This window comes from Synechococcus sp. HK01-R (assembly GCF_014217855.1).
In the GTDB taxonomy this organism is placed as follows: domain Bacteria; phylum Cyanobacteriota; class Cyanobacteriia; order PCC-6307; family Cyanobiaceae; genus Synechococcus_C.
Map to the genome: position 1 here is coordinate 1,367,185 of NZ_CP059059.1, position 25,837 is coordinate 1,393,021.

At 62.3% G+C, this 25,837-nt stretch carries 39 protein-coding genes; 17 read left to right on the forward strand and 22 right to left on the reverse strand.

The window, feature by feature from the left end; all coding sequences use genetic code 11:
* Entirely contained in the window at positions 1 to 3,462 is a 3,462-nt protein-coding gene (locus H0O21_RS07170; RefSeq protein WP_185189197.1) for a hypothetical protein, read from the forward strand.
* 15 nt (positions 3,463 to 3,477) lie between these two features.
* Here H0O21_RS07170 and H0O21_RS07175 read toward each other — a convergent pair whose 3' ends face one another.
* The 11 genes from H0O21_RS07175 to H0O21_RS07225 form a co-directional block, all read right to left on the reverse strand.
* Entirely contained in the window at positions 3,478 to 3,957 is a 480-nt protein-coding gene (locus H0O21_RS07175; protein ID WP_185189198.1) for a hypothetical protein, read from the reverse strand.
* On the reverse strand, positions 3,954 to 4,118 hold the full coding sequence (locus H0O21_RS07180; protein WP_185189199.1) for a hypothetical protein: 165 nt from the start codon (positions 4,116 to 4,118) through the stop codon (positions 3,954 to 3,956). The genes H0O21_RS07175 and H0O21_RS07180 overlap by 4 nt, the downstream gene beginning before the upstream one ends.
* Before the next feature lie 3 nt (positions 4,119 to 4,121).
* A complete protein-coding gene (locus H0O21_RS07185) occupies positions 4,122 to 4,886 on the reverse strand; it encodes a PD-(D/E)XK nuclease family protein (protein ID WP_185189200.1) in 765 nt (254 codons plus the stop codon).
* Positions 4,883 to 5,107 carry a hypothetical protein gene (locus H0O21_RS07190; protein WP_185189201.1) on the reverse strand — a complete coding sequence of 75 codons (225 nt, stop codon included), beginning with the start codon at positions 5,105 to 5,107 and terminating at the stop codon, positions 4,883 to 4,885. The genes H0O21_RS07185 and H0O21_RS07190 overlap by 4 nt, the downstream gene beginning before the upstream one ends.
* A gap of 330 nt (positions 5,108 to 5,437) precedes the next feature.
* Positions 5,438 to 5,839 carry a hypothetical protein gene (locus H0O21_RS07195; protein WP_185189202.1) on the reverse strand — a complete coding sequence of 134 codons (402 nt, stop codon included), beginning with the start codon at positions 5,837 to 5,839 and terminating at the stop codon, positions 5,438 to 5,440.
* Positions 5,836 to 6,798 (reverse strand): J domain-containing protein, encoded by a 963-nt coding sequence (locus tag H0O21_RS13255; RefSeq protein ID WP_255440932.1) that lies wholly within the window; start codon positions 6,796 to 6,798, stop codon positions 5,836 to 5,838. Before H0O21_RS13255 ends, H0O21_RS07195 begins: the two co-directional genes overlap by 4 nt.
* A complete protein-coding gene (locus tag H0O21_RS07205) occupies positions 6,798 to 7,226 on the reverse strand; it encodes a hypothetical protein (protein WP_185189203.1) in 429 nt (142 codons plus the stop codon). Before H0O21_RS07205 ends, H0O21_RS13255 begins: the two co-directional genes overlap by 1 nt.
* Positions 7,223 to 8,665 carry an AAA family ATPase gene (locus H0O21_RS07210; RefSeq protein ID WP_185189204.1) on the reverse strand — a complete coding sequence of 481 codons (1,443 nt, stop codon included), beginning with the start codon at positions 8,663 to 8,665 and terminating at the stop codon, positions 7,223 to 7,225. Before H0O21_RS07210 ends, H0O21_RS07205 begins: the two co-directional genes overlap by 4 nt.
* Complete coding sequence (locus tag H0O21_RS07215) at positions 8,658 to 8,936, reverse strand: hypothetical protein (RefSeq protein WP_185189205.1); 279 nt, start codon at positions 8,934 to 8,936, stop codon at positions 8,658 to 8,660. The genes H0O21_RS07210 and H0O21_RS07215 overlap by 8 nt, the downstream gene beginning before the upstream one ends.
* 118 nt (positions 8,937 to 9,054) lie before the next feature.
* Positions 9,055 to 9,498 carry a hypothetical protein gene (locus H0O21_RS07220; protein WP_185189206.1) on the reverse strand — a complete coding sequence of 148 codons (444 nt, stop codon included), beginning with the start codon at positions 9,496 to 9,498 and terminating at the stop codon, positions 9,055 to 9,057.
* A gap of 87 nt (positions 9,499 to 9,585) precedes the next feature.
* On the reverse strand, positions 9,586 to 9,876 hold the full coding sequence (locus H0O21_RS07225) for a helix-turn-helix domain-containing protein (RefSeq protein ID WP_185189207.1): 291 nt from the start codon (positions 9,874 to 9,876) through the stop codon (positions 9,586 to 9,588).
* 201 nt (positions 9,877 to 10,077) lie between these two features.
* Here H0O21_RS07225 and H0O21_RS07230 point away from each other — a divergent pair, with 201 nt between their 5' ends.
* The 5 genes from H0O21_RS07230 (at position 10,078) to H0O21_RS07250 (ending at position 13,473) form a co-directional block, all read left to right on the forward strand.
* Complete coding sequence (locus tag H0O21_RS07230; protein ID WP_185190926.1) at positions 10,078 to 11,622, forward strand: carboxypeptidase M32; 1,545 nt, start codon at positions 10,078 to 10,080, stop codon at positions 11,620 to 11,622.
* A 77-nt stretch (positions 11,623 to 11,699) separates the two neighbouring features.
* Entirely contained in the window at positions 11,700 to 11,873 is a 174-nt protein-coding gene (locus H0O21_RS07235; RefSeq protein ID WP_131454559.1) for a Nif11 family protein, read from the forward strand.
* A gap of 99 nt (positions 11,874 to 11,972) precedes the next feature.
* Complete coding sequence (locus tag H0O21_RS07240) at positions 11,973 to 12,134, forward strand: hypothetical protein (RefSeq protein WP_164498730.1); 162 nt, start codon at positions 11,973 to 11,975, stop codon at positions 12,132 to 12,134.
* A complete protein-coding gene (locus tag H0O21_RS07245; protein WP_185189208.1) occupies positions 12,134 to 12,862 on the forward strand; it encodes a peroxiredoxin-like family protein in 729 nt (242 codons plus the stop codon). Before H0O21_RS07240 ends, H0O21_RS07245 begins: the two co-directional genes overlap by 1 nt.
* The gene (locus tag H0O21_RS07250) at positions 12,859 to 13,473 is read left to right on the forward strand and encodes a pyridoxamine 5'-phosphate oxidase family protein (protein ID WP_370523009.1); all 615 of its coding nucleotides are present in this window, start codon (positions 12,859 to 12,861) and stop codon (positions 13,471 to 13,473) included. The genes H0O21_RS07245 and H0O21_RS07250 overlap by 4 nt, the downstream gene beginning before the upstream one ends.
* On the opposite strand, the gene H0O21_RS07255 is transcribed toward H0O21_RS07250, so the two are convergent.
* Together H0O21_RS07255 and H0O21_RS07260 are read right to left on the reverse strand one after the other, a co-directional pair.
* Positions 13,463 to 13,936 (reverse strand): hypothetical protein, encoded by a 474-nt coding sequence (locus tag H0O21_RS07255; RefSeq protein ID WP_185189209.1) that lies wholly within the window; start codon positions 13,934 to 13,936, stop codon positions 13,463 to 13,465. The genes H0O21_RS07250 and H0O21_RS07255 overlap by 11 nt on opposite strands.
* 3 nt (positions 13,937 to 13,939) lie before the next feature.
* A complete protein-coding gene (locus H0O21_RS07260) occupies positions 13,940 to 14,164 on the reverse strand; it encodes a chlorophyll a/b-binding protein (RefSeq protein WP_131454556.1) in 225 nt (74 codons plus the stop codon).
* A gap of 300 nt (positions 14,165 to 14,464) precedes the next feature.
* Between H0O21_RS07260 and H0O21_RS07265 the strand changes: the two genes are divergently transcribed.
* Entirely contained in the window at positions 14,465 to 14,971 is a 507-nt protein-coding gene (locus H0O21_RS07265; RefSeq protein ID WP_131454555.1) for a DoxX family protein, read from the forward strand.
* Positions 14,972 to 15,020: 49 nt separating this feature from the next.
* Positions 15,021 to 15,668, forward strand: a complete 648-nt coding sequence (locus H0O21_RS07270) for an SOS response-associated peptidase (RefSeq protein WP_185189210.1) — start codon at positions 15,021 to 15,023, stop codon at positions 15,666 to 15,668.
* Here H0O21_RS07270 and H0O21_RS13635 read toward each other — a convergent pair.
* From H0O21_RS13635 to H0O21_RS07290, 3 genes are all read right to left on the reverse strand, one after another.
* Positions 15,657 to 16,601 (reverse strand): WbuC family cupin fold metalloprotein, encoded by a 945-nt coding sequence (locus tag H0O21_RS13635; protein ID WP_370523010.1) that lies wholly within the window; start codon positions 16,599 to 16,601, stop codon positions 15,657 to 15,659. The genes H0O21_RS07270 and H0O21_RS13635 overlap by 12 nt on opposite strands.
* 7 nt (positions 16,602 to 16,608) lie before the next feature.
* Positions 16,609 to 17,127 carry a hypothetical protein gene (locus tag H0O21_RS07285; RefSeq protein WP_185189211.1) on the reverse strand — a complete coding sequence of 173 codons (519 nt, stop codon included), beginning with the start codon at positions 17,125 to 17,127 and terminating at the stop codon, positions 16,609 to 16,611.
* A 405-nt stretch (positions 17,128 to 17,532) separates the two neighbouring features.
* Complete coding sequence (locus tag H0O21_RS07290; protein WP_131454551.1) at positions 17,533 to 17,910, reverse strand: DCC1-like thiol-disulfide oxidoreductase family protein; 378 nt, start codon at positions 17,908 to 17,910, stop codon at positions 17,533 to 17,535.
* 71 nt (positions 17,911 to 17,981) lie between these two features.
* On the opposite strand from H0O21_RS07290, the gene H0O21_RS07295 reads away from it, so the two are divergent.
* Positions 17,982 to 18,284 carry a TIGR03894 family protein gene (locus H0O21_RS07295; RefSeq protein WP_131454550.1) on the forward strand — a complete coding sequence of 101 codons (303 nt, stop codon included), beginning with the start codon at positions 17,982 to 17,984 and terminating at the stop codon, positions 18,282 to 18,284.
* A 6-nt stretch (positions 18,285 to 18,290) separates the two neighbouring features.
* Here the strand turns inward: H0O21_RS07295 and H0O21_RS07300 are convergent, their stop codons facing one another.
* Complete coding sequence (locus H0O21_RS07300) at positions 18,291 to 19,688, reverse strand: glycosyl hydrolase family 57 (RefSeq protein WP_255441191.1); 1,398 nt, start codon at positions 19,686 to 19,688, stop codon at positions 18,291 to 18,293.
* A 636-nt stretch (positions 19,689 to 20,324) separates the two neighbouring features.
* On the opposite strand from H0O21_RS07300, the gene H0O21_RS07305 reads away from it, so the two are divergent.
* Positions 20,325 to 20,606 carry a hypothetical protein gene (locus tag H0O21_RS07305; protein ID WP_185189212.1) on the forward strand — a complete coding sequence of 94 codons (282 nt, stop codon included), beginning with the start codon at positions 20,325 to 20,327 and terminating at the stop codon, positions 20,604 to 20,606.
* 4 nt (positions 20,607 to 20,610) lie between these two features.
* On the opposite strand, the gene H0O21_RS07310 is transcribed toward H0O21_RS07305, so the two are convergent.
* A complete protein-coding gene (locus tag H0O21_RS07310; RefSeq protein ID WP_185189213.1) occupies positions 20,611 to 20,841 on the reverse strand; it encodes a hypothetical protein in 231 nt (76 codons plus the stop codon).
* 113 nt (positions 20,842 to 20,954) lie between these two features.
* Between H0O21_RS07310 and H0O21_RS07315 the strand changes: the two genes are divergently transcribed.
* Positions 20,955 to 21,176, forward strand: coding sequence for a Nif11-like leader peptide family natural product precursor (locus tag H0O21_RS07315; protein ID WP_130130483.1), 222 nt, complete (start codon positions 20,955 to 20,957; stop codon positions 21,174 to 21,176).
* Between the two features lie 98 nt (positions 21,177 to 21,274).
* Complete coding sequence (locus H0O21_RS07320; RefSeq protein WP_161567578.1) at positions 21,275 to 21,430, forward strand: hypothetical protein; 156 nt, start codon at positions 21,275 to 21,277, stop codon at positions 21,428 to 21,430.
* A 13-nt stretch (positions 21,431 to 21,443) separates the two neighbouring features.
* Here H0O21_RS07320 and H0O21_RS07325 read toward each other — a convergent pair whose 3' ends face one another.
* Positions 21,444 to 21,659 (reverse strand): hypothetical protein, encoded by a 216-nt coding sequence (locus tag H0O21_RS07325; protein ID WP_185189214.1) that lies wholly within the window; start codon positions 21,657 to 21,659, stop codon positions 21,444 to 21,446.
* A 129-nt stretch (positions 21,660 to 21,788) separates the two neighbouring features.
* Here H0O21_RS07325 and H0O21_RS07330 point away from each other — a divergent pair, with 129 nt between their 5' ends.
* Both H0O21_RS07330 and H0O21_RS07335 read left to right on the forward strand, forming a co-directional pair.
* Positions 21,789 to 22,280, forward strand: coding sequence for a hypothetical protein (locus tag H0O21_RS07330; protein ID WP_185189215.1), 492 nt, complete (start codon positions 21,789 to 21,791; stop codon positions 22,278 to 22,280).
* Between the two features lie 14 nt (positions 22,281 to 22,294).
* Positions 22,295 to 22,528: a hypothetical protein gene (locus tag H0O21_RS07335; protein WP_185189216.1), complete on the forward strand. Its 234-nt coding sequence runs from the start codon at positions 22,295 to 22,297 to the stop codon at positions 22,526 to 22,528.
* A gap of 22 nt (positions 22,529 to 22,550) precedes the next feature.
* On the opposite strand, the gene H0O21_RS07340 is transcribed toward H0O21_RS07335, so the two are convergent.
* On the reverse strand, positions 22,551 to 22,745 hold the full coding sequence (locus tag H0O21_RS07340) for a hypothetical protein (RefSeq protein WP_131454545.1): 195 nt from the start codon (positions 22,743 to 22,745) through the stop codon (positions 22,551 to 22,553).
* A gap of 127 nt (positions 22,746 to 22,872) precedes the next feature.
* Between H0O21_RS07340 and H0O21_RS07345 the strand changes: the two genes are divergently transcribed.
* Complete coding sequence (locus H0O21_RS07345) at positions 22,873 to 23,454, forward strand: hypothetical protein (RefSeq protein WP_185189217.1); 582 nt, start codon at positions 22,873 to 22,875, stop codon at positions 23,452 to 23,454.
* A 49-nt stretch (positions 23,455 to 23,503) separates the two neighbouring features.
* On the opposite strand, the gene H0O21_RS07350 is transcribed toward H0O21_RS07345, so the two are convergent.
* Positions 23,504 to 24,730 carry a hypothetical protein gene (locus tag H0O21_RS07350; RefSeq protein ID WP_255440933.1) on the reverse strand — a complete coding sequence of 409 codons (1,227 nt, stop codon included), beginning with the start codon at positions 24,728 to 24,730 and terminating at the stop codon, positions 23,504 to 23,506.
* A gap of 72 nt (positions 24,731 to 24,802) precedes the next feature.
* Here H0O21_RS07350 and dcd point away from each other — a divergent pair, with 72 nt between their 5' ends.
* A complete protein-coding gene (gene dcd / locus H0O21_RS07355) occupies positions 24,803 to 25,327 on the forward strand; it encodes a dCTP deaminase (RefSeq protein ID WP_131594514.1) in 525 nt (174 codons plus the stop codon).
* Positions 25,328 to 25,343: 16 nt separating this feature from the next.
* Here the strand turns inward: dcd and H0O21_RS07360 are convergent, their stop codons facing one another.
* On the reverse strand, positions 25,344 to 25,508 hold the full coding sequence (locus tag H0O21_RS07360) for a hypothetical protein (RefSeq protein WP_164498729.1): 165 nt from the start codon (positions 25,506 to 25,508) through the stop codon (positions 25,344 to 25,346).
* A gap of 111 nt (positions 25,509 to 25,619) precedes the next feature.
* Here H0O21_RS07360 and H0O21_RS07365 point away from each other — a divergent pair, with 111 nt between their 5' ends.
* Positions 25,620 to 25,832: a hypothetical protein gene (locus H0O21_RS07365; protein ID WP_131454542.1), complete on the forward strand. Its 213-nt coding sequence runs from the start codon at positions 25,620 to 25,622 to the stop codon at positions 25,830 to 25,832.
* Positions 25,833 to 25,837 lie beyond the last annotated feature (5 nt).

The following is a 25,837-nucleotide window of genomic DNA, read 5'->3' on the forward strand; positions in this document are numbered from 1 at the left end:
ATGTCCCAATGCGATGACGCCTTCCAGGAAATCCAACGCCTGGAACAAGAACGCCGGAAGATCGAGGACCAGCTGATCCGCGCCAGGGAGGCGTTAGATCCTGAGCAACGCATTGATCCAGCACGGGTCTTTGTCTTCCAAGACAAGGCCACTGGCGCCTCAGTCGAGGTGCAGTTTGACCAGATCTGGGATGCGTTGCGGCGTACCGATAGCCCTGCCATGCAGGCATGGGCTGATCGGGCATTAGGTGCTCGTGAACGCCCTGTCGGTTCGGAGGGCCAGTTCCAGAACCTGAAGCAACTGGTGGACCGCATCGGCATTGAAGATGCCAACCAGATGGCCCGACTGGTGCAGACCATTACGGGCAGCTGGGAGGAGATGAATCCCAAGGATTGGAACGCCGTTACTGCCATCAACAACAAGGAGACCTTTGCTCAGCGGTTGGCCGATAGCTTTGCTGAGGCAAACATCCGGCTGGATACGGACAAGATCAGCCGTGGTGTTGCTGAGAATGTCGCACCATTCCTGACGATCCTGAACCGTCAGACCAAGCTGCAAGTCTTCTCTGATGTCACTCGGAAGACATTGATTGAAAAGGTTCGTGCGATTCGTGAACACATTGAACAGACGGGAACTCCAGCGACACAGGAGTTGAAGTGGGCATTGGTTGATGCAGGTGCCAAGGCGATCTTTGCTCAGCGTTCTGCTGCACTCTCCCGTCGTGTATCAGGCCAGCTGCTGCAACAACTGCAGAACAACAGCATGGTGGCGCCTGCGATTGCAGGTCGGTTGTTCAGGGAGGAGCTGGAACGTGAGGCCGGGAAGCTGTTTGTCCCGACTGCTGGTGATCTGATTGGCGAGAACACCGTGCTGGGCAAGGTGGCAGAAGCCTCTGCTCGTGGTGTGGATGGCGTGGAAGACCTGAAACAGCTTGAGATCACACTTGAAGCTGAAGGCGCTGATCCATTTGCGCCCAGTCTGGATGATGACTTTGCTTACAACTGGCGTCGTCAGGCAAGGGCTTACTACAAGGATTCTCAGCTGTTTAACCTCAACACTCAACTGCTGAATAACTACCTCGCCAATAAGCTGGTGTTTGTTGCTGAGGGTTTTCGCAAGGCGTTTGAGAATGGCGTCAAGTTGCGCCCTTTCGGTACATCTTTTCTGCGTGGCATCTTCGATTTAGACAACACGATCAAGGGTGCTCGCATTGCGGCTGAAGCTGGCTTCATCGCCCAGGACGTGATTCGTCAGAGCTGGAAGGACAGCTTCCGCGATGCCTTCATCGAGGGCCGTACACCCTTTGCTGGCAACCCGGACCAGCTAGGTACGCAGGGTGCCATCCCGATTGATCAGCAGTACGAGATTGCGTATCGGGTGCTGTATGGCGATGAAGGTCGCCCAACGATGAAAGACGCCGATGGGAACGATGTGCCCATCGAGATGCCAAGCAAGGTCCAGAAGCTCCGTGCTGCCATCACGCAGGGCCTGGACCCTGACGCCCGCTACTGGCCGATGGACATGCGGGATAAGGCGTTCGTCGGGCTAAAGCTGCTTGGAAATCACCTGATCGAGAAGCAGACCGGCATGAAGTTGCCTGTCACTTCAGCTCTGCAGATGATGGCAGCTGTCGATCATCGCGCTGGTCTCAAGACCTTCATGACCGCAAGGGCCAATGAGCTGCTGCTGCGGTCTGCCAATGAAATGCCGTTGCTCAGCTGGGCAGAACGCAAGGCATGGGTCAGGGAACAGTTGGAAGATCAGCTGTATCAAGCCACCCCGACTGCACAGAACATCAAGGACTTCAGGAGGCAACACGACCTGAGCCCGGAGGAGTTTAGTGATGAGGACATTGCTTCTGCATTGGCTTACCAGGCAGAAATCGGCAAGCCGGTGTTGGCATCACCAGAGCAGCAGGAAGCATTTGCGTTATCGCAATACGCCCGGATGCAACAGAAGCCTGATGGCTGGCTGGGCAAGTTAGATCAAGGAATCATGGGCGCTCGTGAAGATCGCTATGTCGATTCCTTCTTCCCCTACTGGCGTTCACCGATGGGTCAGGCGTTGTGGGACATGAAGCAGGCCAGGCCGCCCATCATCGAAACGGCCAAGGTCATCTTTGGCAAGAACCCCACCACCGAACAGATCGCCAAGGTGACAGGTTCTTGGTACACATGGCTGGGGATGCTCTCCATGTGGGGTGTGTTGGAGTCCCAGGGGCTTGTGGAAGGCAACGGCCCAACGGACCCCAAGGAGCGTGCTGAATGGCTGGCTGCTGGCCATAAACCCAACAGTGTTTTTGGCATCCCGTACAACCTTGGCGGTCTGCCAATCCTCAATACGTTGTTCCTCTACAGCGATCTATGGAACACGTTTGTCAGCGGGGAGTACAGCCACTACGACCGCAAGAACGCCTTCATGGGTCTAGCCCAGGTGGCGATTGGTCAGCTGATGCGTCAGACCGGCTGGCGGCAGTTCCAGATGCTGGGTGACACGTTGATGTCGCAAAGCGAGGGGCAGTGGGCGCGGTTCATGGGTTTCCTGGTGAACGGACAGGTGAATCCCGCGTCTGGTGTTACACGCCAGGTGGAACGTCTTACTGGACTGACCAACCAGGATCTGATGCAACCTCGTGCTCTCACGCTGGAGGACCGCTACTGGCAGGACCAGATCGGTGATGACGACCCGCTCAAGAAGCTGGAAGAGAACCTCCGCAACTTTGCTTACTACTCCGTGCCATCGGTGTCGTTCCTGATGGGGCAGCCTCTCAAGGAGGAGGACTACATGGGTCGCAAGGTCCAGCGGCCTGAGGGGATCTTCAAGGGTGAATGGCCGCTTGGCTTCCCAGCCCATTGGGATAACCGGGTGTACGCCACGTTGGATCGGTTGAACCTGTTGCAACCACCTGCACCGCTGATGAGCGGGAGGCTGGGTGGGGTGTTGATGGATGAACCGTTGGAGAAGGAGTTCAACCACTACACCGGCAACACCAAGGGCGGAGTGATCAGCGACCACCCGTTGTTCAGCCGTCGTCTCAGCGTGCGCTTGTCAGCCGTGGAGGGTGAGCTAGATCGCGGGGAGGGGCGTCGGTATGAGGTGAAGACCACCGTGCCGGTTGACCTGCAACCGCTGCTGGATCGTCTGACGAAAGGCAAGACGCTGTATGAGGCGCTCAATGGTCTCTTCACCTCAGCAAGCTGGAAGCAATGGGAGGCCGATCCAAGGTTCAGCACTAATCCCAAGCTGAATGACCGTCCACGATCACAGCAGCTGGAGCTACCAGGGCCCAGGGCTGTCAAGATCTTGCACGACTACTACGCCCAGCTGGCGACTGAAAAGGTGGAGCTGAGCCAATCGCCTGGTGCAGCGCAGTGGCGTCAGGAACGTGATGCCCGCAATGCGCTCACCACACCTGATCAGGTGGAGCGTGATGCGACTGAACTTGAGCGGATGGTTCGTTGAGACGCAGCAATCGGTTCAACGTCTTTGCCAGCGCTCGCGGGCAACGCGGGCCATGTATTCCGACCGAAGCCCCCAGGAGCAATTCAGGGGTGTGAAGTCACCATCAAGGTCGTCGCGGGTCAAGCAGTGTTTATCGGTGGGCCGATCGCCCATATCGGCGTAGAAGTTGCGGAAGTCGGTCCACTCGTCGCAGACGGAGATCCGGTCTCCGAGATAGCCGGGGCAGGAGGGGCGACGGACACGGGCCAGCATCTGCGTCCAGGCTCGATGCTCTGGGCCGTAAATCATCCCGTGACGGTAGTGAGCAGCTGCGGCCCAATCCTTCCGGTAACAGCCACAGGAGGTGGACCGCCCCTGGATCAAGTTGGTTGCCAGCACTGAGACCTCAGTGCCGCAGTCGCAGCGACAGCTCCAGAAGTGGTGGCTGCATTGCTTCTCGCCGGTGGGGCGTAGCGCAACCAGTCGGCCAAAGCGCTGGTCAGTTAAATCTTTCATTTGGGCTGGACCTCGGCTGGCTTGCGCTTGGACACGGGCTTCAGTTCGTCATCCCGGAGCTGGAGATTGCGGGCTTGGCAGGCCGCGGCAATCGCTTCCTCGCTAGGGCAGGACTCCGCCAGGTTGAGGGCCTGCCGGATTGCAGTGTCGATGAAGGGCATGATTCAGAGGGGTGGAGCTTCGTTCTTTCTATTGAAGCGAGCCTGTTCTTCCGCGACGGCATCGCCATGTTCGGCATACCAGTTTTCAAGGATCTCCAGCCATTTCTCTTGGTAGCTGCGAAGCTCGAGGCCTTCAGTCGAGACAACGGTGACAGGCCTCCCTGGCTCGGGATGGGCAAATAGCAGGCTGCAGCGTTTGACCGGACTGGGGAGCTGGTCGCCATACAGCTCATTGATCGCCAGGGAGTAGGCGGCCAGTTGTGTTCTCTGCTTATCGCAGAACTTGGAGTGAACTTTTTTGTTCTCTCGCTTGGTCTTGTAGTCAATGATCACGACATCACCGTTGTCAGTCATCATCAATCCATCGCAGCTTCCGGCATAACCCAGACCTGCAATCTTGGTGTGAACCGGAATCTCCACGGCGAGGGTTTTCTTCGCCTTGGAGACAAGCTCCTGGAGCGGGTTGATCCAGGGCAGGTGATCAGCCAGCGGCTCATGAGGCTTGCCCTGAAGCCATTGCTCCATTGCGTAATGAACAGCAGTACCGCGTTCTGCTGATTCGCGGGCGACAGCGTCATGGTCAACATCTGGCTCTGCTTCGATCCATTTGGATTTATCGAATGGGAACTTCCATCCCAAGATCGAGGTGACATTGGGAGCGATAACTCCCTGGCTCTCGTAAAGGCCGAAGTCCCGGCCCCTAGGAAACCAGCGTTCGCTGATGGTGATTGGCTGGATCGGGGAATAGATAGGAGGCTTCAATTTCACTGCTCTACCTCCTGCTTCAGTTGATCGGAGAGCTGATCCACCAAGGCCTCTTGATCTCGAACCTGGGCCTGCAGGCGGTCGAGCACCGCCATGGCGTTGACCAGCTCAAACAGGCGCGGAGCGGCGGCTCCAAGCTCGGGGTATTCGGCAACAGCTTCAAGAGGCGACTTTTCGGTGGCGGTTGCGATGGCGCTTGTCAGACAAAAACTTGATGCGGTCATGGTCAAAGCGTTGGTCAAAAGGAGCAAAGCAGGCGGGGCAATTGGCCGTCAAGGCTTACACCCCCGCAAGGAATTACGGGGCTGGAGAGTAAAACGACGGCGGCGATGTTTCGGGTTCAGAGAATGGCGCAGGTGCTCTGTATTCGTCCTGGCGAATCAGCACCCCATTGACTTCCTGCAGGTTGGTGTCGCCAACATTGCAGCCGCCGGGTGACGATGGCGTGGCGCCATAGGTGCCACACTCCACCCAGGCCAAAAGAAAAAGTTCAATCACGATTAGTCGGTTTCAGTGTTGTTTCTTTGCCGGCGCTTTCGGTCAAGCGGCCTCCTTCAATCGGCCTCCCCTGCAAGCGGTCGGTTGGCCCAGCGTTCCCACAGTCGGTAGATCTGCTCGGCCCAAGCCAGCAGTCCATCCGGGTCGCCTGGGTATTCGGGGATGCTGCCGGGTTCGCCCTCGACGCAATCGCCAGGGCTGTCGTGGACGACAACCTCAGCCCTCAGGAACAACCCGTGAGGAGAGAAGTGCACCAACAGGAACCACGGCCTATCTGGCCAGATCGCCAGCGTCTCTGCTGCACAAGGTCGCAAGGTTGGCCGCGCACCGTCGGCTTCCCCATCTGAGAGCAGATACCAGCAGGGCGTATGTACATCGGCCCAACTGCGTTGCCAGCCGCGCTGCACAAGCTGACTGGTGATGCGCTGGAGCGTGTTTTGCTCAGGCGACGCCATCATCGCTGCGCTCCAGCCAGCAGGCGCTGGCACGCCTCGGTGATGGCGATGAACTGTTCCTGCTCGCCGCCCTGGTCCGGGTGGTGCTGCATCGCCAGCTGGCGATAGGCCTGCTTGATCTCGGCCGCTGTGGCGCCGGGCTCCAGATCGAGCAGCAGCCAATCCGATTGCCGGGGTGGGACTTTGCCCGTCAGCGGCGACCACTGGGGTTCTTCCGCAAACTTGCCCCATTTCATGCGGCGCCACAGCTCGGTCATGGTTTCGCCGCCGCTGATGAAGAACATCTCCTCGATTTCGGCGAAGCCAGGATTGCCAGTGGGTTGGTGCCCGAAGCGTGCCTGGAACTCGGCCTTGCGCTCAGCTCGGATCCGATCGCCTTCCGCCTTGGCTGCCAGGTATCCCGGCAGGCATAACTCCTGGATGCGCTGCAGGTCGGCGGCCGAAAACAGCAACCCGGCAGCCTGTTGATCACCGCCGGCATCCGCCAGGGCGCGACCGAGATCAGCGATCTGATGCCGCCAGTTCAAGCGGAGTTCTGGCGCCCAGCGGAGTAGGCGCTGCTCCTGGTCACGGCTGAGCCGTGCCTCTGACTCGTGTGAACAGGAGTGGGTGAGCCCTTCAGTGCACCCCGCCTCACAGGCGAATTGGGAGACTTTCCCCTTGGTTTCCATCAGCAGATCGCGGTGGGGATGCTTCTTGTCTTCCTTCCACACGGTCTTGAGCGTGGCCTCGATCGCCTGGTGGTAGCCGGGGTCATTGCAGGCGGGGAGATCAGCGAGCGGCACGCCAGCAGCCTCAAGCACCAGGCGGGTGCTGGGGTTCTGCACCACGCTGCAGGCAGGGCCGAAGCCTTTGCGGATCGCTGCGGCTTGCTCCACCTGGAGCAGGAATCGGGCCTGTTGGCGGGGGCCTTGTTCCTGGATCGGATCACGCCAGGTGACGGGTGGGTTGCGTCGAGCCATCAGTCCACCTCCGCCGCTTCATCCACCTGCAGCCAATCCGGCAGGTTGCTCTTGAGGTGCTGGGCTAGCAGCGCATCATCGAGCAGCGCATCACCGCCCTGGTTGCAGATAGCAGCAACCCGGTCAAGGCCATCCAGCAGCCCATCAAGATTCTCCGGAACGGGGCTGAATCGGACCACGACAGGGGTGCTGCCGATATTGATGCTGCACTTTTTAACCGTGCCGCTAAATACAGCGCAGACGCTGATCTTGATGTCGCTGCCATCGGGGTAAACCCACAGCCGATGCTTGCCATCGCAGGAGACTGCTGCCGGCAGGATCGACCAATAGCGCCCACCGGCTGGGGGCACATAGGTGCCAAGGTCGCCGGGATCTTTCTTCTGGTAGCCACGCAGCACCAGGCCAGCGGTGAGGGTGAAGATGTTCAATGGTGTGCTCCTCGTTTGATCAGGTGGACGGCTTTGCTGGCCCTGGTGAGCGCCGTGTAGTGCAGTGGGATCAGGTCAGCGGTGTTGCAAAAAGCCAGATCACTTGCAATCCAGATGTGCTTGAAAGTGCTGCCCTGGCTCCGGTGAACCGTGAGCACTGCCGCTGAACGCAGGTCACAACACCAGCTGCGCAGTTCATGCCATTGCTTCCACGCCTTGGTGCGTGCTGGCCCGGCTTCGATCTTGGTGATCGCCTGCCGCAGTTCCTGGATGCGTTCACCCCAGGCAGTGCTGCCAGGGATTGGCGCAAACACCTCGATGGTCTTGAGCTGATCGCCGGGGGCCAGCGGCTCCAGCTTCAGCTTCTGAACGGTGAGATCACAGCTGATCGAGAAGTGCCGGCTGTCTTGTCGCTTGGGGGTGCGCCATACGGCATCGCCGATGTGTTGCACCAGCCGGTGCTGCTTGGCTTCCACCACCCGCCATTCACAGGTGGAAGGTGCCAACGGTGCGGCCAGTGATTTGCCGGGTTGCTGGACGGCATCACCGTTGGCGACCACCTCGCCGACCTGCCAGCCCTTGGCGGCAAGTTGTTTGCCGAGCTTGGCCTCGCGGATGGCCAGCGTGAGCTTGTCCACCTGCCTGTTGGACCAACAGAGGATCCGCCCTGCATCCGGCTGCTGCTCCCAGCGGGGATCGCAGAGGATCCGCTTGGCACTGGCCAGCCAGGGGTTAGCCCAGTCGTAGGTGATGACCTGGCTTTCGGAGTGGGTCAGGTCGCGGCTGGGCCAGGCGCCGTTGATCTGTTCGCGTGTGGCGTATCGCCTGATGGTGGTGGCCAGCTGCAGCACGGGGCCCTGGTGGCGCACCACTTCCGTCAGGGCAGCAATGCCGCCGGGTGGATTGAGGAACGCCTGGGCCATGACGCCGCGGTAGTTGTCCTCCTCGCCGGGTTCCGGTGGTGGGTCCACAGGCGGCAGCTGGCTTGCATCGCCCACGCAGATGATCACGGTGCCGGTGGTGGCAGCGAGGCGCTCCAGATCTTGTCCCAGTTGTTGGCTGAGCATCGACGCCTCATCGACCACGAGCACATCGACCCCGCGGAGCTGGCCGCGTTTCTCGGCCTGCTTGAAGTCGGCGATGAACTGGACGTAGCGGCCCCGTGCCACCGGCTTCAGCCCGAGCAGGGAGGCCACGGTTTTGCAAGGCACCTTGTCAGGCACGCGACCACGAATCACACCCACGGCCTTGTGGGTCGGGGCAGCCGCGGCCAGGCGTTTGCCCTGCTCCAGCAGGCGGTGGATCAGCACGCCGGTGAGCGTTGTTTTCCCGGTGCCGGCAGGGCCATGCAGCGCTGTGTTCCTGCCATCAGCCACGGCCGTGAGCAGCTGGGTCAGGGCCTTCTCCTGGCTGGGGGTGAGGTTGATGGGGTCAGCCATTGGCCTCACCTCTCAGCCGCTTCAACGCCTCAACCAGCACGGTGCCTTCGCTGGCTTTGAACAGCAGGTGGTGGTGGATGGCCTCGGGCTGGCCCTCCAGGAAGCCGCAACCGACGCCCTCCCGGCCAAGGACAAAAAACGCCTCCTCGACCTGGTATTCGGTGGCCTCCCAGTCCAGGAACAACACCGTGGCCCGGTCACATTCCGGGAGAGCCTGCGCCTCCTTCGCCAAGGCCAGGGAGCCGGAGAGATCGGCAAGTGATCCGGGCACCAGGTAATGACGCTGGCCCTCTACCTCAAACCAACAGCAGGCCACGCCTGACGGCAGAACTGCTTCGTGGATTTGGTCGCCCCATGAGACTGAAGCTCGCTTCTTTTCGATCCAGGCTTCAGTCATCGGCCTGCCCCTCCGTTTCAAGCAAGCTGTTCAGCTGCCGCCGCAGGGATGCCATAGCCGAGCTGTCGCCCTGTTGCATGGCAATCTCGGCAGCCTCGTTGTCGAGATATTCGGGTTGCTGAATCAGCGTTTCAATTAGCGCGGGTTCAATGTCGGTCTCGTGGCCTTTCTTAAATGCGTCGTTGCAGGCATCGGCATGGCTCAATACGGATGCCAGCGCACAGATGACGACGCCGATAGTCGCCTGGGTTGAGCAAAGGTGTTCCCCTAGGGAGCTGTTCTTTGAGACCGCGTCGCTGTCGAAGCTGTCGTAGGCAGCGTCAATCTCTGCAGTGGATCCTTTGACTCCTGCGTTTAGTAGGCGGTCGAGAAACCACAACTCATCCTGGATGTCACGCAAGGTCTGCCGGATGCCACGGGTAGCAATGCCCTTCATCCGCTCCTTGATGTGCTCAATGCTCTGCTGTTCATTCGTCATTACTGAATGCCTCCTGCAAAATCTGTTTTCTCCATTCAGGCTTCATCAGAACTCCACTCCAAAGGCTTCGCAGGCGTTGGCGATCCGCGCCACATAGGCGGGGTCGGCTTGAGCTGATTCAGCGGTGAAGCGGAACATGGGCGCAGGGTGCGTCTCCATCCGCTCCAGCAGGCCGCAGGCGCTGAGGCGTTTGGTGTGGCCTTGCACGGTGCGAGGAGCGACGCCGGTGGCATCTGCGATCTGCCTGGCGGTTTGCCATTGCTTGCACCGCTTGAGGTGCGCGAACAGGCGACACTCCTGCGGGCTGAGTTCAATCCGTGGCGGGGTGGTGGTCATGTGATGCGCGGTCAGGGACAAAAGAAAGCCCCGAAGGGCGACGGTCTTGTTCGTGGGCCGACAGCGATGGCGTTACGCCGAGTTGCGTTTGGTCGCGGTGAGAAGCGAAGAGTTCGCGTTGTGACTCGCCCTTTACGGGGCTTGTCGCGATGTCCTTGACCCATTTGCGAGGCTGGTGTGAGCACCGGCCTGGCGATTGAGATGAGCGGTCAAACCGCCTGGGAACGCCTGGGCATCCACCTCAAAGAGACGAATTGCCTGGAGTCAATCCAGAGGACGCTCTACTGGGATCAGAACACGCGCATGCCCAGCGGAGGGGCTGCCTGGCGTGGCGAGCAGCTGGCCTTGCTGGCGCGGCAGCTCCATGCCCGTCAGAGCGCTGCGTCCTATGCGGACCTGATCGCCGAAGCCCGACAGGACTGGCACGTTGCCGTTGCTGCAGCAGGAGCTGCAGACAACAGCGAACTGCAGGCCCGCGGGCGCAATCTGGATCTGCTGGAGCAGGACTTACGTCGTCAGCAAGCCCTGGATCCTGATCTGGTCAGCGCCCTGGCCACCGCCAAGGCGGAGGGCTACGACCGATGGCAACAGGCAAAGGTCAGGTCTGATTTCAGCCTGTTTGCGCCGGCCTTGACCCGCATGGTGTCCCTGCGTCAGGAGCAGGCCCGCCAGCTGGCGGAACCGCGCAGCTGCTGGGAGACCCTTGCCCAGCCCTTTGAGCCCGATCTCAGCCTGGAGCGACTTCAGCAGTTGTTTGCGCCCTTGCGCCAGCGGTTGCCGGAACTGCTGGATCAGCTGCGCAGCGGCCCGAGGCCCACGTCCCTCAGCTGGGATCTGCCTGCCGCGACTCAGCAGCAGCTCTGTGATCAGCTCCTGGAGGACTGGGGCCGCGATCCGGCGATCACCTGCGTGGCCGCCTCCCCGCATCCGTTCTCGATCACCCTTGGCCCCCGCGACTTCCGAATCACCACCCGGGTGGTGGCTGGTCAGCCGCTCTCCTGTTTCCTGGCGACGGCGCATGAATGGGGGCATTCGCTCTATGAGCAGGGGCTGCCCACCGCGAGCCACCAGTGGTTCGCCTGGCCCCTAGGGCAGGCCACGTCGATGGCCGTGCATGAAAGCCAGTCGCTGTTCTGGGAAAACAGGGTGGCCCGCAGCCTCCCCTTCGCTGAGCGCTGGTGGGAACGGTTCGCCGCGGCGGGTGCCCCGCTTGGGTCGGCCAGGGAGTTCTGGGGGGCGATGAATCCGATGGCGCCAGGCTGCAATCGCGTGGAAGCCGATGAACTCAGCTACGGGCTACACATCTTGATCCGCACGGATCTGGAGCTGGCGCTGCTGGAGCAGGGGCTGGCAGTGGACGATCTGCCGCAGGAATGGAACCGTCGCTACGGGGAGCTGCTTGGGGTCAAGCCTGCCGATGATGCTGAGGGGTGTTTGCAGGATGTGCACTGGAGCGAGGGATTGTTCGGTTACTTCCCCTCCTATCTGCTGGGTCATCTGATCAGTGCCCAGCTCAGCGAGGCGATGACCGCGGCGATCGGTGCCCCGGAAGACCACGTCGCCCGTGGCGATCTCAGCGGCATGCTCGCCTGGCTGCGTGAGCATGTGCACCCGATCGGCCGTGCCCTCAATGCGGAGCAGCTGGTGGAGCAGGTGAGTGGCCGTGCCCTGTCGGCCGAGCCGTTTCTCGCCTACCTCGAGGCGAAAATCAGCAGGCTGTCTCCGGCGATGTCAGGGAGCAGCTGATCAGAAGAAAAAGCGATGTGTCGCTGCTTACACGCGCCAGGTGTCTAGCGGTGGGGAGTCCCATCGCTGGCGTGACCATGTCGATGAAACAACTGGAGACGTTCCTCTCCAAGGCTCAGAGCAACGACACGATTCGTCGTGAGGTGGAGAGCTGCGGCAGCGACAACACCTGCGTCGCCAAGGTGGCGCTCCGTCACGGTCACAAATTCTCCCCGGCCAACCTCAGCCGTTGGCAGCGGGAGCATCAGTGATCCAGATGGCTTTGGACCGTTTTGTGTCTGAGCCGCAACGGCAGCCACGACAGTGGCTGCCTGCCCTCTACAACGGACGAGTCCCGCCTGAGACCTGGCATGCCGCGATCCTTCAGCTGCGAGCTGGCCCAGGCCTTGGCCGTGATGCTGCTTGAGCTCGATGCGGAGCTCAGGGAATTTGCCCATCAACTGGATCGCTTGGACGAGTCGCCTTGCTCTGCGGTTGTGACAGGCGAGAGAGAGTTGTTGCCCCCCCGCTGATGCAGGCTCCGGAGTCTTTGCTGATTCGCCTACGGCAGACGGCTGATGGCCAGACGGGCCGCCGTTTGGTGTTGTTGCTCAGCCAGCTCGGTGACTTTGATTCGATGGAGTACGCCCAGGCCCTGGTGCCAGTGCTACCCAGGCTCAGGGATGCCGGTATCAGCCTTCTGGCGATCGCCATTGGAGATGAGGCGGGCGCTGAGAGGTTCTGTGCGTTCACTGGCTTCCCGTCCACGGCGCTGGAGGTGGTGCCTGATGCGCAGCTGCATCGTTCCCTGGGGCTGTATGCAGGTCTCAGGACGCCGGGTGGACCCTGGCCAGGGCTTTTGCTGATGTGTGCCGGCCTCGGGTCACCAGGCACTCTGGCTGAGGTGCTGCGGGGGTACGTCGGTGATCGTCGTGCGGCCCAGCGTTTCACCGACGACGCCGTGATCGATACGGGGGTGCTGCCTGCTTTCCCGGCGTCGTTGTTTCAGCGCGCTGGAGGCAGCGGTTTTCAGCGCCCCTTTGAACTGGCCACCCTGCGGTTGCGCAACATGAATGAGGTGCTGCGCCACTGGCGCACCTATGTGCCGGATGACGCCTTCATCACCCAGCGGGGCGGCACCTTCCTGATTGATTCCGACGACAGCCTGCTCTACTGCCATCGCGATCGCGGCATCCTCGGCTTCTCGGAGACCATGCATGAACCGTTGGCGTTTCTCGAACCTTGGCTCTCGCAGGCGTGAGCGTCGTATCGCAACGCAGTGACGCGCCAGGCAGTGACGCGCCAGTGAGTGGTGGGCCGCCTCCCTGGAGACCGTTGTTGCGCGCTGCCCGCGAGCGGGAGGGGCGTGCCCCCGGGGGCGGATGGCTGCAGCTGGCCACATTGGCCAGTGATGGCACCCCCCGGGTGCGCACCCTGGTGTTCCGGGGGTGGTCGGCGCCTGCCCAGCTCGATTTGCTCACGGATGCCCGCAGCGAGAAGCCGCAGGATCTGATTCAGCAGCCACGGGTGGAGCTCTGTTGGCTCTTTCGCAAGGCTCGGGAGCAGTTCCGACTGCGGGGGACTGCCCGGGTGATCGGGGCCGCAGAAGCGATCGAAGCCCTCGAGCAGCACTGGCAGGGGATGTCGCCTCAGGGGAGGGCGGTGTGGGGCTGGCCCGCCCCCGGGGCCTCGTTCGTGCCGGAGGGACCCTGGCCCGAGCAACTGCCTGATGGCAGCCCACTGCCGGAGGCGTTTCGATTGCTGCAGGTGGTGATCGATCGCGTCGAGCAGCTGGATCTCAAGCCACATCCTCACCTGCGCCGCTGCTGGGAGCAGGGGCAGGGTTGGCAGGAGCAGCGGCTCAATCCCTGAGCGTCCAGAGAGCAAGTCCGCCGCCGCGTCCCCTTGCCGTCAGTGAACCGTTGCGGTCGCGATGAATCAGGGCGAAGAAAGGCTCCTTCTGGGCTGTCGGGGCGGGCAGGTGCCGCTCGATCAGCACCTGCTGTCCCAGGGAGAGGCAGAGGGTCGTGAACTGGAAGCGCAGCAAGGGACGAGCCCCGATCAGTTGCCCGGGGCCTCGGAAGCGCAGTTCCAGGGCGCCCAGATTCACCGCATTGCTGAGGTTTAATTGGCCATCGGTCTCGATGGCGATCTCCAGGCGAGCTTGAAGCTGCCTGAGCAGCCAACCGCTCATGCCGTTGGCCTCACCGGTTGTGCGGGGCCAGACGGTTTGAAGCTGCCAGCAGCCCACGAGTTCCGTGGCCGTGATGCCGCTTCCATGGCGGCGTGCCCCCTGCTCGAGTTCCAGGAGTTCCTTTCGATCCGGGGCGTGCATGGGTCAGCCGAGATTGAGATACCAGCGCAGGGCTGCCAGCACCTGACCGGCGGGGCCAACGCCACTGAGTCGCTCGCCAATCAAAGCCGCAACGAAGCCCAGCATCGCCACGCGCCCGTTGAGGCGTTCAACGCCCACGAGGGCCTGAGTGTTCCAGGGGCGCCGCGTCGTGAGGCTCTCCCCGAAGGCCTCCAGGGGTTCGTAGCGGTAGTCGGAATCGTCCGGCATGGGGGTCAGCAGAGGGTGGCTGAGCTTATTCAGCCTTACCTGCACTGGAGTCGGCCTGGCTGAACTTCCAGAAACTGATGCTGGCCAGGGCACCGCCGATGCTTAGGACGATGACAAGAAAGGATTCCGTGCTCATGTCAAGAAAACGTTTCGTTTCTTGATGCATCCTGGCGCGCGGGAGTGTCGGTTGTGGTGCCGCCTGCTGCCTAGGTACTTCTGCTCAATCATCCGCGAGCGCCACCCGGCGTCCACGGCTGTCGTGGAGGCCTCCTTACGTTTTGTAAACCTGCTTGTTCTCTTGTGTTGCGCACTCTGCTGACGCGCCCGTTTCTTGCCGACTTCGGCCTGTTGGTGCTGAGGGTTTTCACCGGCTCACTGCTGATCCATCACGGCTACGAAAAGCTGGCCAATATCGACAACTTTGCTGACGCCTTTGTGCGGCCGCTTCACCTCCCTTTCCCGATCACCCTCTCCTATCTGGCGGCGTTTTCCGAGATCGCCGGAAGCTGGCTTCTGATCACGGGGTTCCTCACCCGTTTCGGGGCACTGGCGATTCTGGGCACGATCAGTGTTGCGATCTACCACGCGATCGTGATCAACGGTTTCAACATCTATTTGCTGGAGCTGCTCGGCCTCTATTTCGCCAGTGCCGCTGCTGTGCTGGCCGTGGGCCCCGGACGCTTCGCTGTCGATGAACTGATCGTGCGGCGATTGGCTCCTGAGCTCAGCCAACAGCAGACCCGCTTGGAGGCCTCCTTTGCTGCCAGCTCTCAACCCGATGTGGAAACCGTGGGGTCTGCCAGCTGAGCTGGGTCTCCTTGAATGAGGAGGCCTTTGGCTGCCGGGAGCTGGCTTGATGTGTGGTCGCTATGCCTTGAGCACAGCCCTCCCCAACTTGCCGGTTCCCTTGCTGGAGCATCTTGATGGGGACCATCGCCGTCATTACGCCCCAAGGGATCTGATCCGCCCCGGTGAACCGCTGCTGGCCCTGCGCCGCGAGGAGGGCAAGGACCAAGCTGCCCTGATGCTCTGGGGGTTGATCCCCTCCTGGGTCAAGGACCCATCCACCGGCCCAAGGCCGTTCAATGCCCGAGCCGAAACCGTGGCCGAAAAGGCCAGCTTCCGTGGGGCCTGGCGACACCGGCGCTGCCTGCTGCCGGCCAGCTGCTTTTTTGAGAAGGGCCAGCAGATCGCCCGGGATGACGGTCAGCCCTTCTGGATCGCGGGCCTTTGGGAGCGCTGGCTCGGTGCGGATGGCAGTGAGGTGGACACCTGCACCGTGCTCACCACCCAGGCCAACGCCTTGATCCGCCCCCTCCACGACCGGATGCCGGTGCTCATTCCCGCAGGACTGGAGGAGGCCTGGATGGCTCCGAGCGATGGTGCCGAGCTGCGTGCCCTCGAGCCCTTGCTGCTGGGGTGGGATCCAGTCGGCTGGCAGGTCCGACCGCTCACACCGTTGCGCGCACCCGCTGAGGCGCCGGTCCAGGGCTCATTGTTCTGAGCTGCGGCCGCTTCCCTTGAACAGATCCCGCCAGCGCAGCTCCTGATCCTGGGCCTCTGGAGTCCCCTCGAGCGGGAACATCGGCAGAAAGTCCTTGTCGGCGGTGGGGAAATAGGGGCCTTGCTTGAGTTCGAACATCACCGTGTCGGGTTCCAGGGCCACCAAGGTGTGGAACTGGTTCTCCGCCAGCTCCACACCCCGTAGGGAGCCCTTGGCGCTCAGCCGTTCCTGCCTCAACACATGGCCCTGAGCATCCAAGACCAGTAGGCCGAGTGCCCCCTGCAGCACCAGGAAGCATTCGAACCCGGTGCCCGCCTCGGCTCGTACGTGGCGGTGGGGACGCACGTAGGTGCCAGGCTGCAGTGCATTGAGAAACCTCTGCACCAGGTCGCTCTCCCGGTGAAGGTTGTGGTTGCGTCGCAGGCGTTCGCGCTGGCGTGCTTCGGTGGCAACCGCATCGAGCAAGTGCTGGTCGATGCGTTTCAGCTGTACCTGCCAGCGCTGCAGCAACTGCTCCACCCGCCCCTGCAGCTGGACGATCGGGTCGGCATCAGCCTCCCCCTCGCCCAGGTCCTTCACGCTCCAGAACGTGATCTGTTCCTCCCAGTCAGGGCACTGGGCCTGCACCATGGGGCGATGGGCTTCGGCGTCGACGGCGATGACGCAGCTGGCCTGCTCGAGTTCCTGGCGGCTCACCTGATGCGGCAGGGCCAGATCCGCTGGATCCAGCTCCAATCCGCGCTCCCGCAGGGCCGCCAGAGCCTCCTTGGCCATCGGTCCGACGTTGCCGCTGTCAGGCCTCACCCCCAGGCCGGCTGAGCTGGCCTGGACTTGGTCATCAAGTCCGAGCTGATGGGCCCTGTGGTTGAACCACTGCTCCGCAAAGCGACTGCGGAAGTAGTTGCCCGTGCAGAGAAACAGAACGAGGTCCATCGAGGAGTCAGCGGGGGGCGGGGTCGGGTTGGCTGCTGATCACGCCCTGCTCCAAGGGCAGCAGCTCTTCGTCGTCGCCGGCACGGCTGCGCACCGGAGCACTGAAGCCGCGCGCGCGGGCGTTCTTCACTTCAAAGGGGCCTGGGGTGCCGGTGGGCACGGCCAGACGCAAGGCGAAGGGATGGGAACCAGGTTCCACATCGCCGATGGACCCCACCCTTGTGCGGTTCTGCAGGACCGGCTCGCCGCTGCTGTCGAGGATGCGCGCGTAGACGTCGGTATCGACCACGGGACGGCGGCCGGGGTTCTCAACGGTGCCCGTGAGCACGTAGCAGCTCGCTCCCTCCGGGCTGCTGATGCTGCCGCGGTTGCTGGCGCTTGTCGCTCCCGGCTGGGCTCCGGGATCGGCGGCGTCGCAGGGGGCAAGCTCCACGGCGCTGAGTTTCAGGTCGGCGGCCCAGGCCGTTGAAGGGCCCAGAAGCAATGCCGTGACCAGCAGAAGGGCGAAAAACAGACGCGAAACCATGGGAGCCAACTCAGGCAGGCGCAAGGCCCTGAAGAAGGACGTATTCATACGCGGCGACCCCGGCCAGTGCCAGCAGGATGGTCACCACCAGCAACTTGCCGTTCATCGTGAAGCGCGCCTGACGACTACCCCACCGATGATGGACGGGATCGTCCTGCCCTGCAGAGTCATGCCATACGGACCACGACCATCACGGGGAGTGACTTGAAGCCAAGGGTGCGCACCGGACTTCTGATTGTTTTGGCGCTGGGGTTGTTCACCCACTGCGCATCGAGAACGCGGGTGCGCGTCCGTTATCGATTGATTCCTGTGCAGCCGCAGCCTGAGCTCAAGCAGAGATCTCCGGGCCAACCGCTGCCACTGCCCTCCCGGGGCAGCCGTCTGATCTGAGCGAATCAGCTGAGCTCAGGCTCGATCCGGATCCAGAGGTAGGCCCTGCAGACCGAGAGCGAGTTGCCGGGCGGCGAGAAGGCCTGGATAGAGCAGGTTGGCGCGGCGGCTGTCGCGGAAGAGTCCGTGCAGCAACTGAAGCAGTGGGTCAGTCGGCGTCAGCTGGCGGCAGAGCACAGCGATCGCTTCACTGCCATGCCAGACCCGTGCACCATCCATCAGCACGGCGCCTTTGTTGAGGTCGTGGCCCTGCTCGCGGAGCTGCCGTCGCAGCCCGTGATCAGCGCGGCCATCGCGGATCACCAGATCGGGGATGCCACCGAGCAGTTCACTGCGCAGGGCGAAATGACGGCAGAACGGGCAGCCGCCGTCATACACAAGGGTGAGAGGCATCGGACCATTCTCGCTGCTTCCGAGGCTGATTCGCAGCCGGGTAGGTTGATGCGATTGATTGTTGTGAAGGGATGTCTGACAAGGCCCTGCTGAAGGAAGTGGCTCAGGAGCTCTGGGCCAGCGTGAAAAAGCTGCGCCCCGGCTTGCCCCGTGATTCCCGCTTGGAGCTCACCCTCAAGGCGCTGATGACCATCGGTGATCTCGCCGATCAGATTCAGGCTGCGGTGATTGTGGGTCTGGTGGCGGAGATGGAACCTCCCGAAGATGAGCCGAAGGGCGAGGACGTGACCACGACCCCCGGGGGTGACGCGACCGTGGAGCAGACCCCGGATGGGCGCCGGGTGGTGCGTCGCCGCTCCAGCACGGCCGGCTGACGCCCCTCAGCCGGATTGCCCCTCCAGCAGCGCCATGCCGCGTCGGTGAATCTCCTTGGCGTAGTCGGTCCAGGTGCCCTGCCCCCAGTAACGGAAGCAGCTGGTTTCCAGCAGCAGCAGATGCAGGAGGGCCTCCTGGTAGTCGGCGCGTCGGCTGATCGTTGGATCCTGATCGCGCAGTGGATCGAAGCGGGCGTGAAAGCGGGCGCTGAGTTCCTGCATCGGCTCCAGAACGTTGTCGTATCCCTGCACCCAGCTGAGATCGTTGGTCCATGAGGATCCCTCCATCGCAAAGGAGGGATCGGCCTGCTGCAGTCGCTCGATCGCAGCCTGCACAGCTGCCGGCGTCGGGGCCGATCCCACCGCCTCCCAGAGCCGGCTCTGACCCACGGCCTGAATGGTTGGGAATGCACTGGTGTCGATTCCGGCGGCATCCAGCTGCGCCAGATACTCCGTGCCGTTGAGGGCGATGCAGCCGTTTCCGTTCTCATGGAGACGGCGATGGGCCTGCCGGAAGGCTTCGGGAAACTCGTTCATCATCACGCCCCCGTTCTCACCATCGGCAATCTGTGTCACCAGGGCGGGCACCGTTTTGGTGCCGAGGGGGAGGCGATCAAGCCCCAGTGCCTCGTAGCAGGGCTGCATCTGACCCACGAGCTTGGTGTCGGAGCCCTGGGTCTTGATCAGCGCTGTGATCGCAATCTCCTCGCCGCAAGCATTGCGGGCCACCAGGCGATTGGGCAGCAGGCACTGCTCCCTGCTCAGGGGGGAACCGCTGAGGGTTTCCACGCTGTGCTCCTGAACCAGCAGCCACTGATAACCGCTCTCCCGGAGAGCGGTGATGAAGCTGAACAGGGTGTCGGGATGGTTGGGCAGATGCATTTCCGGTGGCGAGAAGCCCCGGACCCTCTGCAGCGCCTCATCACCGAACATCGCCGCAAACTGATGCTGCCAGGCGCTGATCTGCAGCTTCAGATCCGGGATCGGCGTGGAGGGGGCCACTGCATGGCTCCAGAAGCTCCCGAGAAACTCAACATGGCGCTGCATCTGCGGGTCGCAGGCCAGGAATCGGAGCGCGCCCGTGATGTCCTCACGCCCCATCTGGGTGGCACCCCAGAGCAGGTTGCCGGAGTAATCGAGCATGATCCGCGGCTCGCAGCCCTCACCGATCAGCTCGGGAATCAGCTCGGCCATTCGCCGGTAGCAATGGGCAAACGGCTCGGCGTTGTGGTTATCCCCCTCGCCGGGGTGATCCAGCATGTATTGCAGGTGGGAGATCAGTGCTCCATCGGGCCCGGCTGGGATCGTGGGCTGATGCATGTGCAGCGCACAGGCAAAGGCGGAGCGGCTCGACGCCAGCGGTCGCTCTGAGGAGGTGAGTGGTCTGAGCGCGGGCTGTTCCATCAGGGCCCGGAGCTCGTCTTCGCGGCCGGCGATCGGCGGTGGAGCACTGGTGGTGATCAAGGTGGCAGCCGCTCCGTTTGTTCAAAGCATGGTCCCGGCTGGCTGCGATGACCATGCTGGCTGGGCTGACTGCTCATGAAGGAGGCCGCCCCTCCCGGATGGAAGAGACGGCCTACGTCGCTCGTTTGTTCATCAGTTTCCTGTCATCGACTGAACTGAACGCGAATCAGAAAGAAACTCCGTTGCGAAGGACAGTGTGTGAAGCGAAAGGAAACAGGAAGCGTCTGGCTGGTGGCGCCTGGGGCCATGGTTCCAGGTGAGGGGCTTTTGACTCCGAAGGGCACCTGTGGCGGTGCGGTGTGGAGGGTCGTTCAGGCGTTGATGACCTGATGAGGTGACGAGCCCTTCTTTGGGTGTGAAAACTGTTGGAGCAGGGGCCAGAAAGTCAGCTTGCTTCTAGAAGTTGCTCAGGTGGAGTGTCTGCCGTCATCCGGTTCCTCCGATCTCGATGCACTCAGTCTTGGTTGCCTGGAACACATCGGCAATCGGTGTAAAGGCGCATTGCCTCACGACTGGCGCTGACCGAGATTGGATCTGGCGTGCCCGCGGCAGAGTGAGGGCAAAAGCGCTGCTGCCATGAAGCAACTTCCTGGGCGAAGCCGGCCGCGATGGCTGCGGCGACTGAGTGCCATGCTCGCCGGGATTGTGGCTGCGACCGTGGCGGCGATCTGGCTGGTCACCTTGCTGCCGGTGCTCCTGGTGGTGGGACTCGTTGCAGCGCTTCTCTTGATCCCCGTGTTGCGTGAGCTGCGTGCGGAGTTGGAGCGGATGGAACGGGTCCAGCAAGGGCCTCCGCCTCCCCTGCAGGACTTCACCCCATGGCATCGAAAGGCCTGGAATCGCTGGCGAGAGCGCTGACTCCTCAGGCCACCTCCGGTGCCCAACCCGCCTGTTGCTGCCAGGTGGGGGCCCAGAGCGAACAGGTGCGGGTGAGATGGTCTCCCTGGGGCAAGAGGCGCTGGCGAAGTCCGCAGGCGAGCAGCGTTCGGCAGTGCTGATCGCAGCTGTAGCGAAAGTGTTGGCAGGTGATGCAGACGCTGGCGCAGCGGCTGCTGCGCAGCTCGCCCTGCTCAATGAAGTCCCAGTCCTCCATGGTTCCCGGAATCAGTACGCACGTACTAAGCCTGGGGGTTGGTGCTGTGCAAGGGAGAAAGGGTTAAGGCTGATCGCTGCCTGTAGGGTCTGCCTCGACTGCATGGAAGGCCTCTGAATCCGCTCGAGCAGTTTCTTCAGCGGCTGGCGCGCGATCCGCAGTTGCGGCGGCAGGTGCAGGAGGCGATCACTGCGGATCAGGTGGCCATGCTGGCCCAGGAGTTGGGTTATGCCGTTTCGGGGAGCGACCTTCTGCGCCTTTCAGGGCGATCCGTGGCCGGCGTGCGGGTGACGCGGGTGGACCATCCCGGGGAGTATCCAGGGCGTTACTACTGACCGCAGTGCGGAGACCCTGTGGCCTCCCTGCTTCACAGCAAGGTCAAGAAATCGCACGGTTCTCGTCAGCGGAGGGAGAACCGCTCGAAGCTGCATCCATGGGATTGATGCACTGCCCTCTCTGCCTCGGCCTCGCGATCGTTTCGGCGCTTCGCTTCTCGGCTCATGTCGTCCTGCTGCTGCAGTTGGAATTGCTGCGCACGGATGGGGTGGATCATCCCGCCAGCCTGCTGGGCACGGTGTTTGAGCTGTAAGGGTGTTTGAGCTCTAGTCCGGTTTGTCGCGCTCCTGAACGCGCTTCTGAAACTGCTGCACGTGGCGACGTTGGCGGGCGATGGGGACGCCGATCAACAGCGCGACGAGGCCAAGTAACAGCAGGGTGAACAGCAGTTGTCCGAGCGATGCCTGGGGAAACACTGCGTTCGAGAGTTGCTCCACCGCATGGCCGATCGGATTCGGCGTCGGTCCCCCTGCGCTTGCCATCGATGCCGTGCTGCCGAACGTCATTGCCTTGATACCGCAGCCTGAGTTGCAGCTGGTCACAACCCTCCCCCATTTGGGGGAGATCTTCGGTCTCTGTGCCATCGACAGTGAAGGCCCAAGCGAAGACCGATGCCTCGTCTGCCGTTGATGACCGCTGCAGCGGCCCTGCTTCAGGTGCTAATCGGCCTGGAGGGTGCAGCGATGGCGGAGATGGTTGCCGTGCCGGTGCCAAGCCCCTACAGCTACGACGATGCCTCCGTGCGACCGATTGTGCTCAGCGGTCGTCGTGATCGATATCTGGAATTCGTCGGCCACACGGTGATCGAGTGGCCAGCCATCCCCGCTCGACTGAATCAAGGCAACCCCGGCACGGTGCGCTGCGAGCGCAACCGGTGTTGGCGTGATGGCTATGTGGCTCCGAGCCTCACGGGCGGGACGCCCGCGGGGTCGACCCGCTCCTTTTTCACCTATCGCCTCGACTGTCAGGACCGCACCTTTGACCGACTCGGTGATGTGCGCATCCCCCGCTCAGTTCCGAAGGGTTGGCAGCCCGTGACCAACGACCCCACGGCCCTGGCAGTGGCCAACCGCTTTTGTCCAGGGCATGCTGGCTGGCATTGAGGCTCAGGGCACGCGTGGACCCACCACCCATTCCGCCCTTACCGCCTGTGGAGATGCGCCGGCAGAGCCCTCAGCAATCCGGGATACCCATCGAGGAGTTCTCTCTGCAGATTGACGGCCGCAGCATGGACTGCGGCGTCGCAGAGCTGGGTTCCGGCAACCGGGCACCCTATGCCTACAACCCCATGAATGGCACTTCTTCTGGTGAGCTTCAGATGCATGCCGCCCGCTGTCGCCTGAGTTTCTAGGGCCAGCACGGCGGGTTCGGCCTCAGGGACACCACTCCTGATGCACCACATCCAGTTGCTGGGGACTGAGGGTGAGCAGCTGAATGTGGAAGGACTCGATCAGAGGTTGTTGCTCGTCCGCTGCGTCGGCCACGTCCGCGGCCACCCGACCGGCATAGGCCTCGAGGATCTCCTGGATCATGTGGTGTTCCGGGAAGGCCATGGTGCCGCCGGACATGGGCGGTTGGGATCGGGCGCCCCATCGTCACCTCAAACGGCCATGGGGTGTGTGTCGGCGTTGAGTTCCTGACGGTTCATTGTCCGAGGAGCTCCCTAGCCTTGCTGGGTTGAATCCAGCGAGGGTCATGCGTCGCTCCACTGGTCACGCCCTGCTGAGCGCGGCCCTGATCGCCGGGGTTGGCAGCGCCATCGCCTACCAGGCGAGTGGCTATGTGATCGGGCTGCTCTACGGCGGGGCGATGCGCGCCTATCGGCTTGGTGCTGAATCCAACAAACAGCCCGTCACCGATCAGGCTTCAGGGGAGCCGGATAAGCCCAAAGACTGGGCTCGCGACAACGTTTATCTGGGTCGCTGGAAGGCCAACAGCACGGCCGGACGCGCCGTCGTGGATGTGCTGTCGGTGGAGCCGAATCGGATCCGCTGGGGGACGCCAGCGAATGGAATCTGCGAAAGCGACTACAGCGTGAAGGTTCTGCCCTGGGGCCGCAACGGCGCTTTCCCGGATCAGTTGGTGCCACCCAATGAGCCCAGCGACCTGGTGTTTGGCGTTGCGCGCCTCACCCTGTTTCCGAAACCCTGTCCAACCGGTGACGCCGTGGTGCAGTTGGCGGTTCCTCTGGATGGCAGCAATCGGCTGGCGATGAACACCTACGACAGCAACGGAAAGCTCACGGCTCAGTATCCCGATCTCACTCTGATCCGCTGAATCTTCTTGCGCTGAACCTTCTTGCGCTGAATCTTCTTGCGCCGAACTCTCAGCTCAGGGGCGGCAGGGTGAGCCAGCACAGCACCACGCTCACGGTTGTGAATCCCACCACGCTGAGCGGCCAGAGTTCATCGAGGGTGTGCAGGCGCTGGGCAAGCGCCTGTCGCTGTGGCCCCTCGGGCATCGCCTCGAGTTCGTTGTAGCGGCGTCCGATCCAGATCACGAGCACGAAGGCCAGCAGGGTGACCACGTAGGCCACCACATACACCTGATCGAGGAAGGTGAGAAAGGGCAGCTGGGGCAGTTCATCCCGGTAGGTCTGCTGCAGGAACACCAGGGTTAGCAGCACGGTCACGGGAATACCGGCGCGTGCATCCTGCTCATCAGCACGCACCTTGAACACCAGCAGCACCATCGCCATCACCACGAGCAGCGGCAGGATCAGGCGCCAGAATGCCGACCAGGAGGAGGTGCCGAAGGCGATGTCGTACACCAGGGTGCTGTAGGCCGCTGCTGGACCGCCGAGGCCGAAGTTGGTGGCGTATTGATGGCGATATTCCGCAATGGACCAGCCCCGTTTCAGCCAGCCGATGATTCCTGAGAACAGGCCGACACCGCTGTTCTTCACATCCGGCACAAAGCGCAGATTGGCGTACTCGAACACCCCGTCAACGTCATCGGCCTCCAGCACCAGCGGCAGGCTCACAGTGGTGAAGGGAAAACGTCGGAAACTGGCGCGATCGATGTAGAAGCGTCCGAGGTAGGAGAAGAGCTGGTAATAACTGCCATCGTCGAGACGTTCTGGGTCGCCGATCGGTTGGAGTCCCGGATCGGCATCGGAGAGCAGCTGATTGAGCAGGATCACGCGATCCTCAAGTCCAAGCTGCTGCTGCTCGAGGTAGCGCTGCAGCGGCTCCTGCCAGCGCAGCCAGATGTAGCCGTTGGACGCGAAGCTGGGAACGCTCAGGTCGAGGTCGTAGGTATTGGTGGCGTAGACCCCGACCGTGACGCGATAGGTCGCGGCAGCGGCGTTCTCCGCATCCTGCTGCAACTCCCGTTGTGACATTCGATCGCTACGCAGGGAGCTCCAGCCGTCGCGCCGCTGCTGCTCCAAGCGGATGCTGCTGCGGTGGGGCAGGGCGCTGAGCTGCAGGCGATCGGCGTCGGCACCGCGCTGAAGATCAAGCTGGCTGATCCCCGAGACCGCCAGCATCGCCGCCAGCAGCAGGGCCACAGCGGCCATCAGATTCCAGCGCTTGGTTCGGCGCAGCGGCATGGCGTTGATCGAATGTCTCCATGATGGCCATCCCTGCAAAGCCCATAAACTGAGCGCCCACAAAGGGTTCCGATGGTGGTGTTAGGGCGCCGGGCCATTCTCGAGGCGATGGATCACGGCCAGATCACGATCACCCCGTTCACGGCCGAGCATGTGGGACCGGCCTCTGTGGATCTCACCCTGGCCAGCACCTTCCGGGTGTTCCGCAAGGTGCATGAAGTGATTGAGGTGCGCGAACACACCGATTACCGCAGCTTTACCGACAAGCTGGAGGTTCCTGAGGGACAGCATTTCCTGATCATGCCGGGCGAGACGGTGCTGGGTATCACGCGCGAGCGTCTCAAGCTCGGCCCGGGGCTTTGCGGTTGGCTGGAGGGGCGGAGTCGGTTTGCACGCCTCGGATTGATGGTGCACATCAGTGCACCGTTCATGGGGCCAGGCATCGACAGCCAGCAGGTGCTGGAGATGAGTAATTTCGGGCCGGCGCCCTTGGCGGTCACCCCGGGCACGCCCATCTGTCAGTTCATCTTCCAGCGCATGGAGGGCGATGAACACTATGCGGGGCGTTTCGCTGGCCAGAGCGAGCAGAGCTTTTAGGAGCTGGGCCGCGGCTTCAGTCGGACCGCTGCTCCTGCTGCCGGAGGGTTTCATAGGCCTTCCAGAGTCCATCCACTTCGGCGCAGTGCGACTGGCGATCGCAGACCCGGTAGCGGCCGTTTCCGACGGCATCAATGGTGGACCCGCGGGAGGTGGCACAAATGCGGCTGATGAACGCCATTGGAATCGTGCGGATGGATTCGGTTTAGGCCTGCCTGTGATCCTTCCGTCAGGGGAATTTCATTTCGACATCTCTCCGGCGGGATGAAATTCGCCTGTGCCACAACAACGGATGAGGGTGCGCTCCGGAGGCGTGATGCGTGGGTCCTATGAGGTTTGCCTGTTGTCGGCGGCTGGTGAACAGAGAGTGCGGGTGCGGGCCTCCAGCCGCAGTGATGCCTGCCGGGTTACGGCGGCCGATCATCCCGGTCGCAGCTTCGTGGTGATTGGACTGATCAGAGATGGGGCGATCCCCCAGGATGGGAGCGGAAAGCCAGTGTTTTGAGGGTG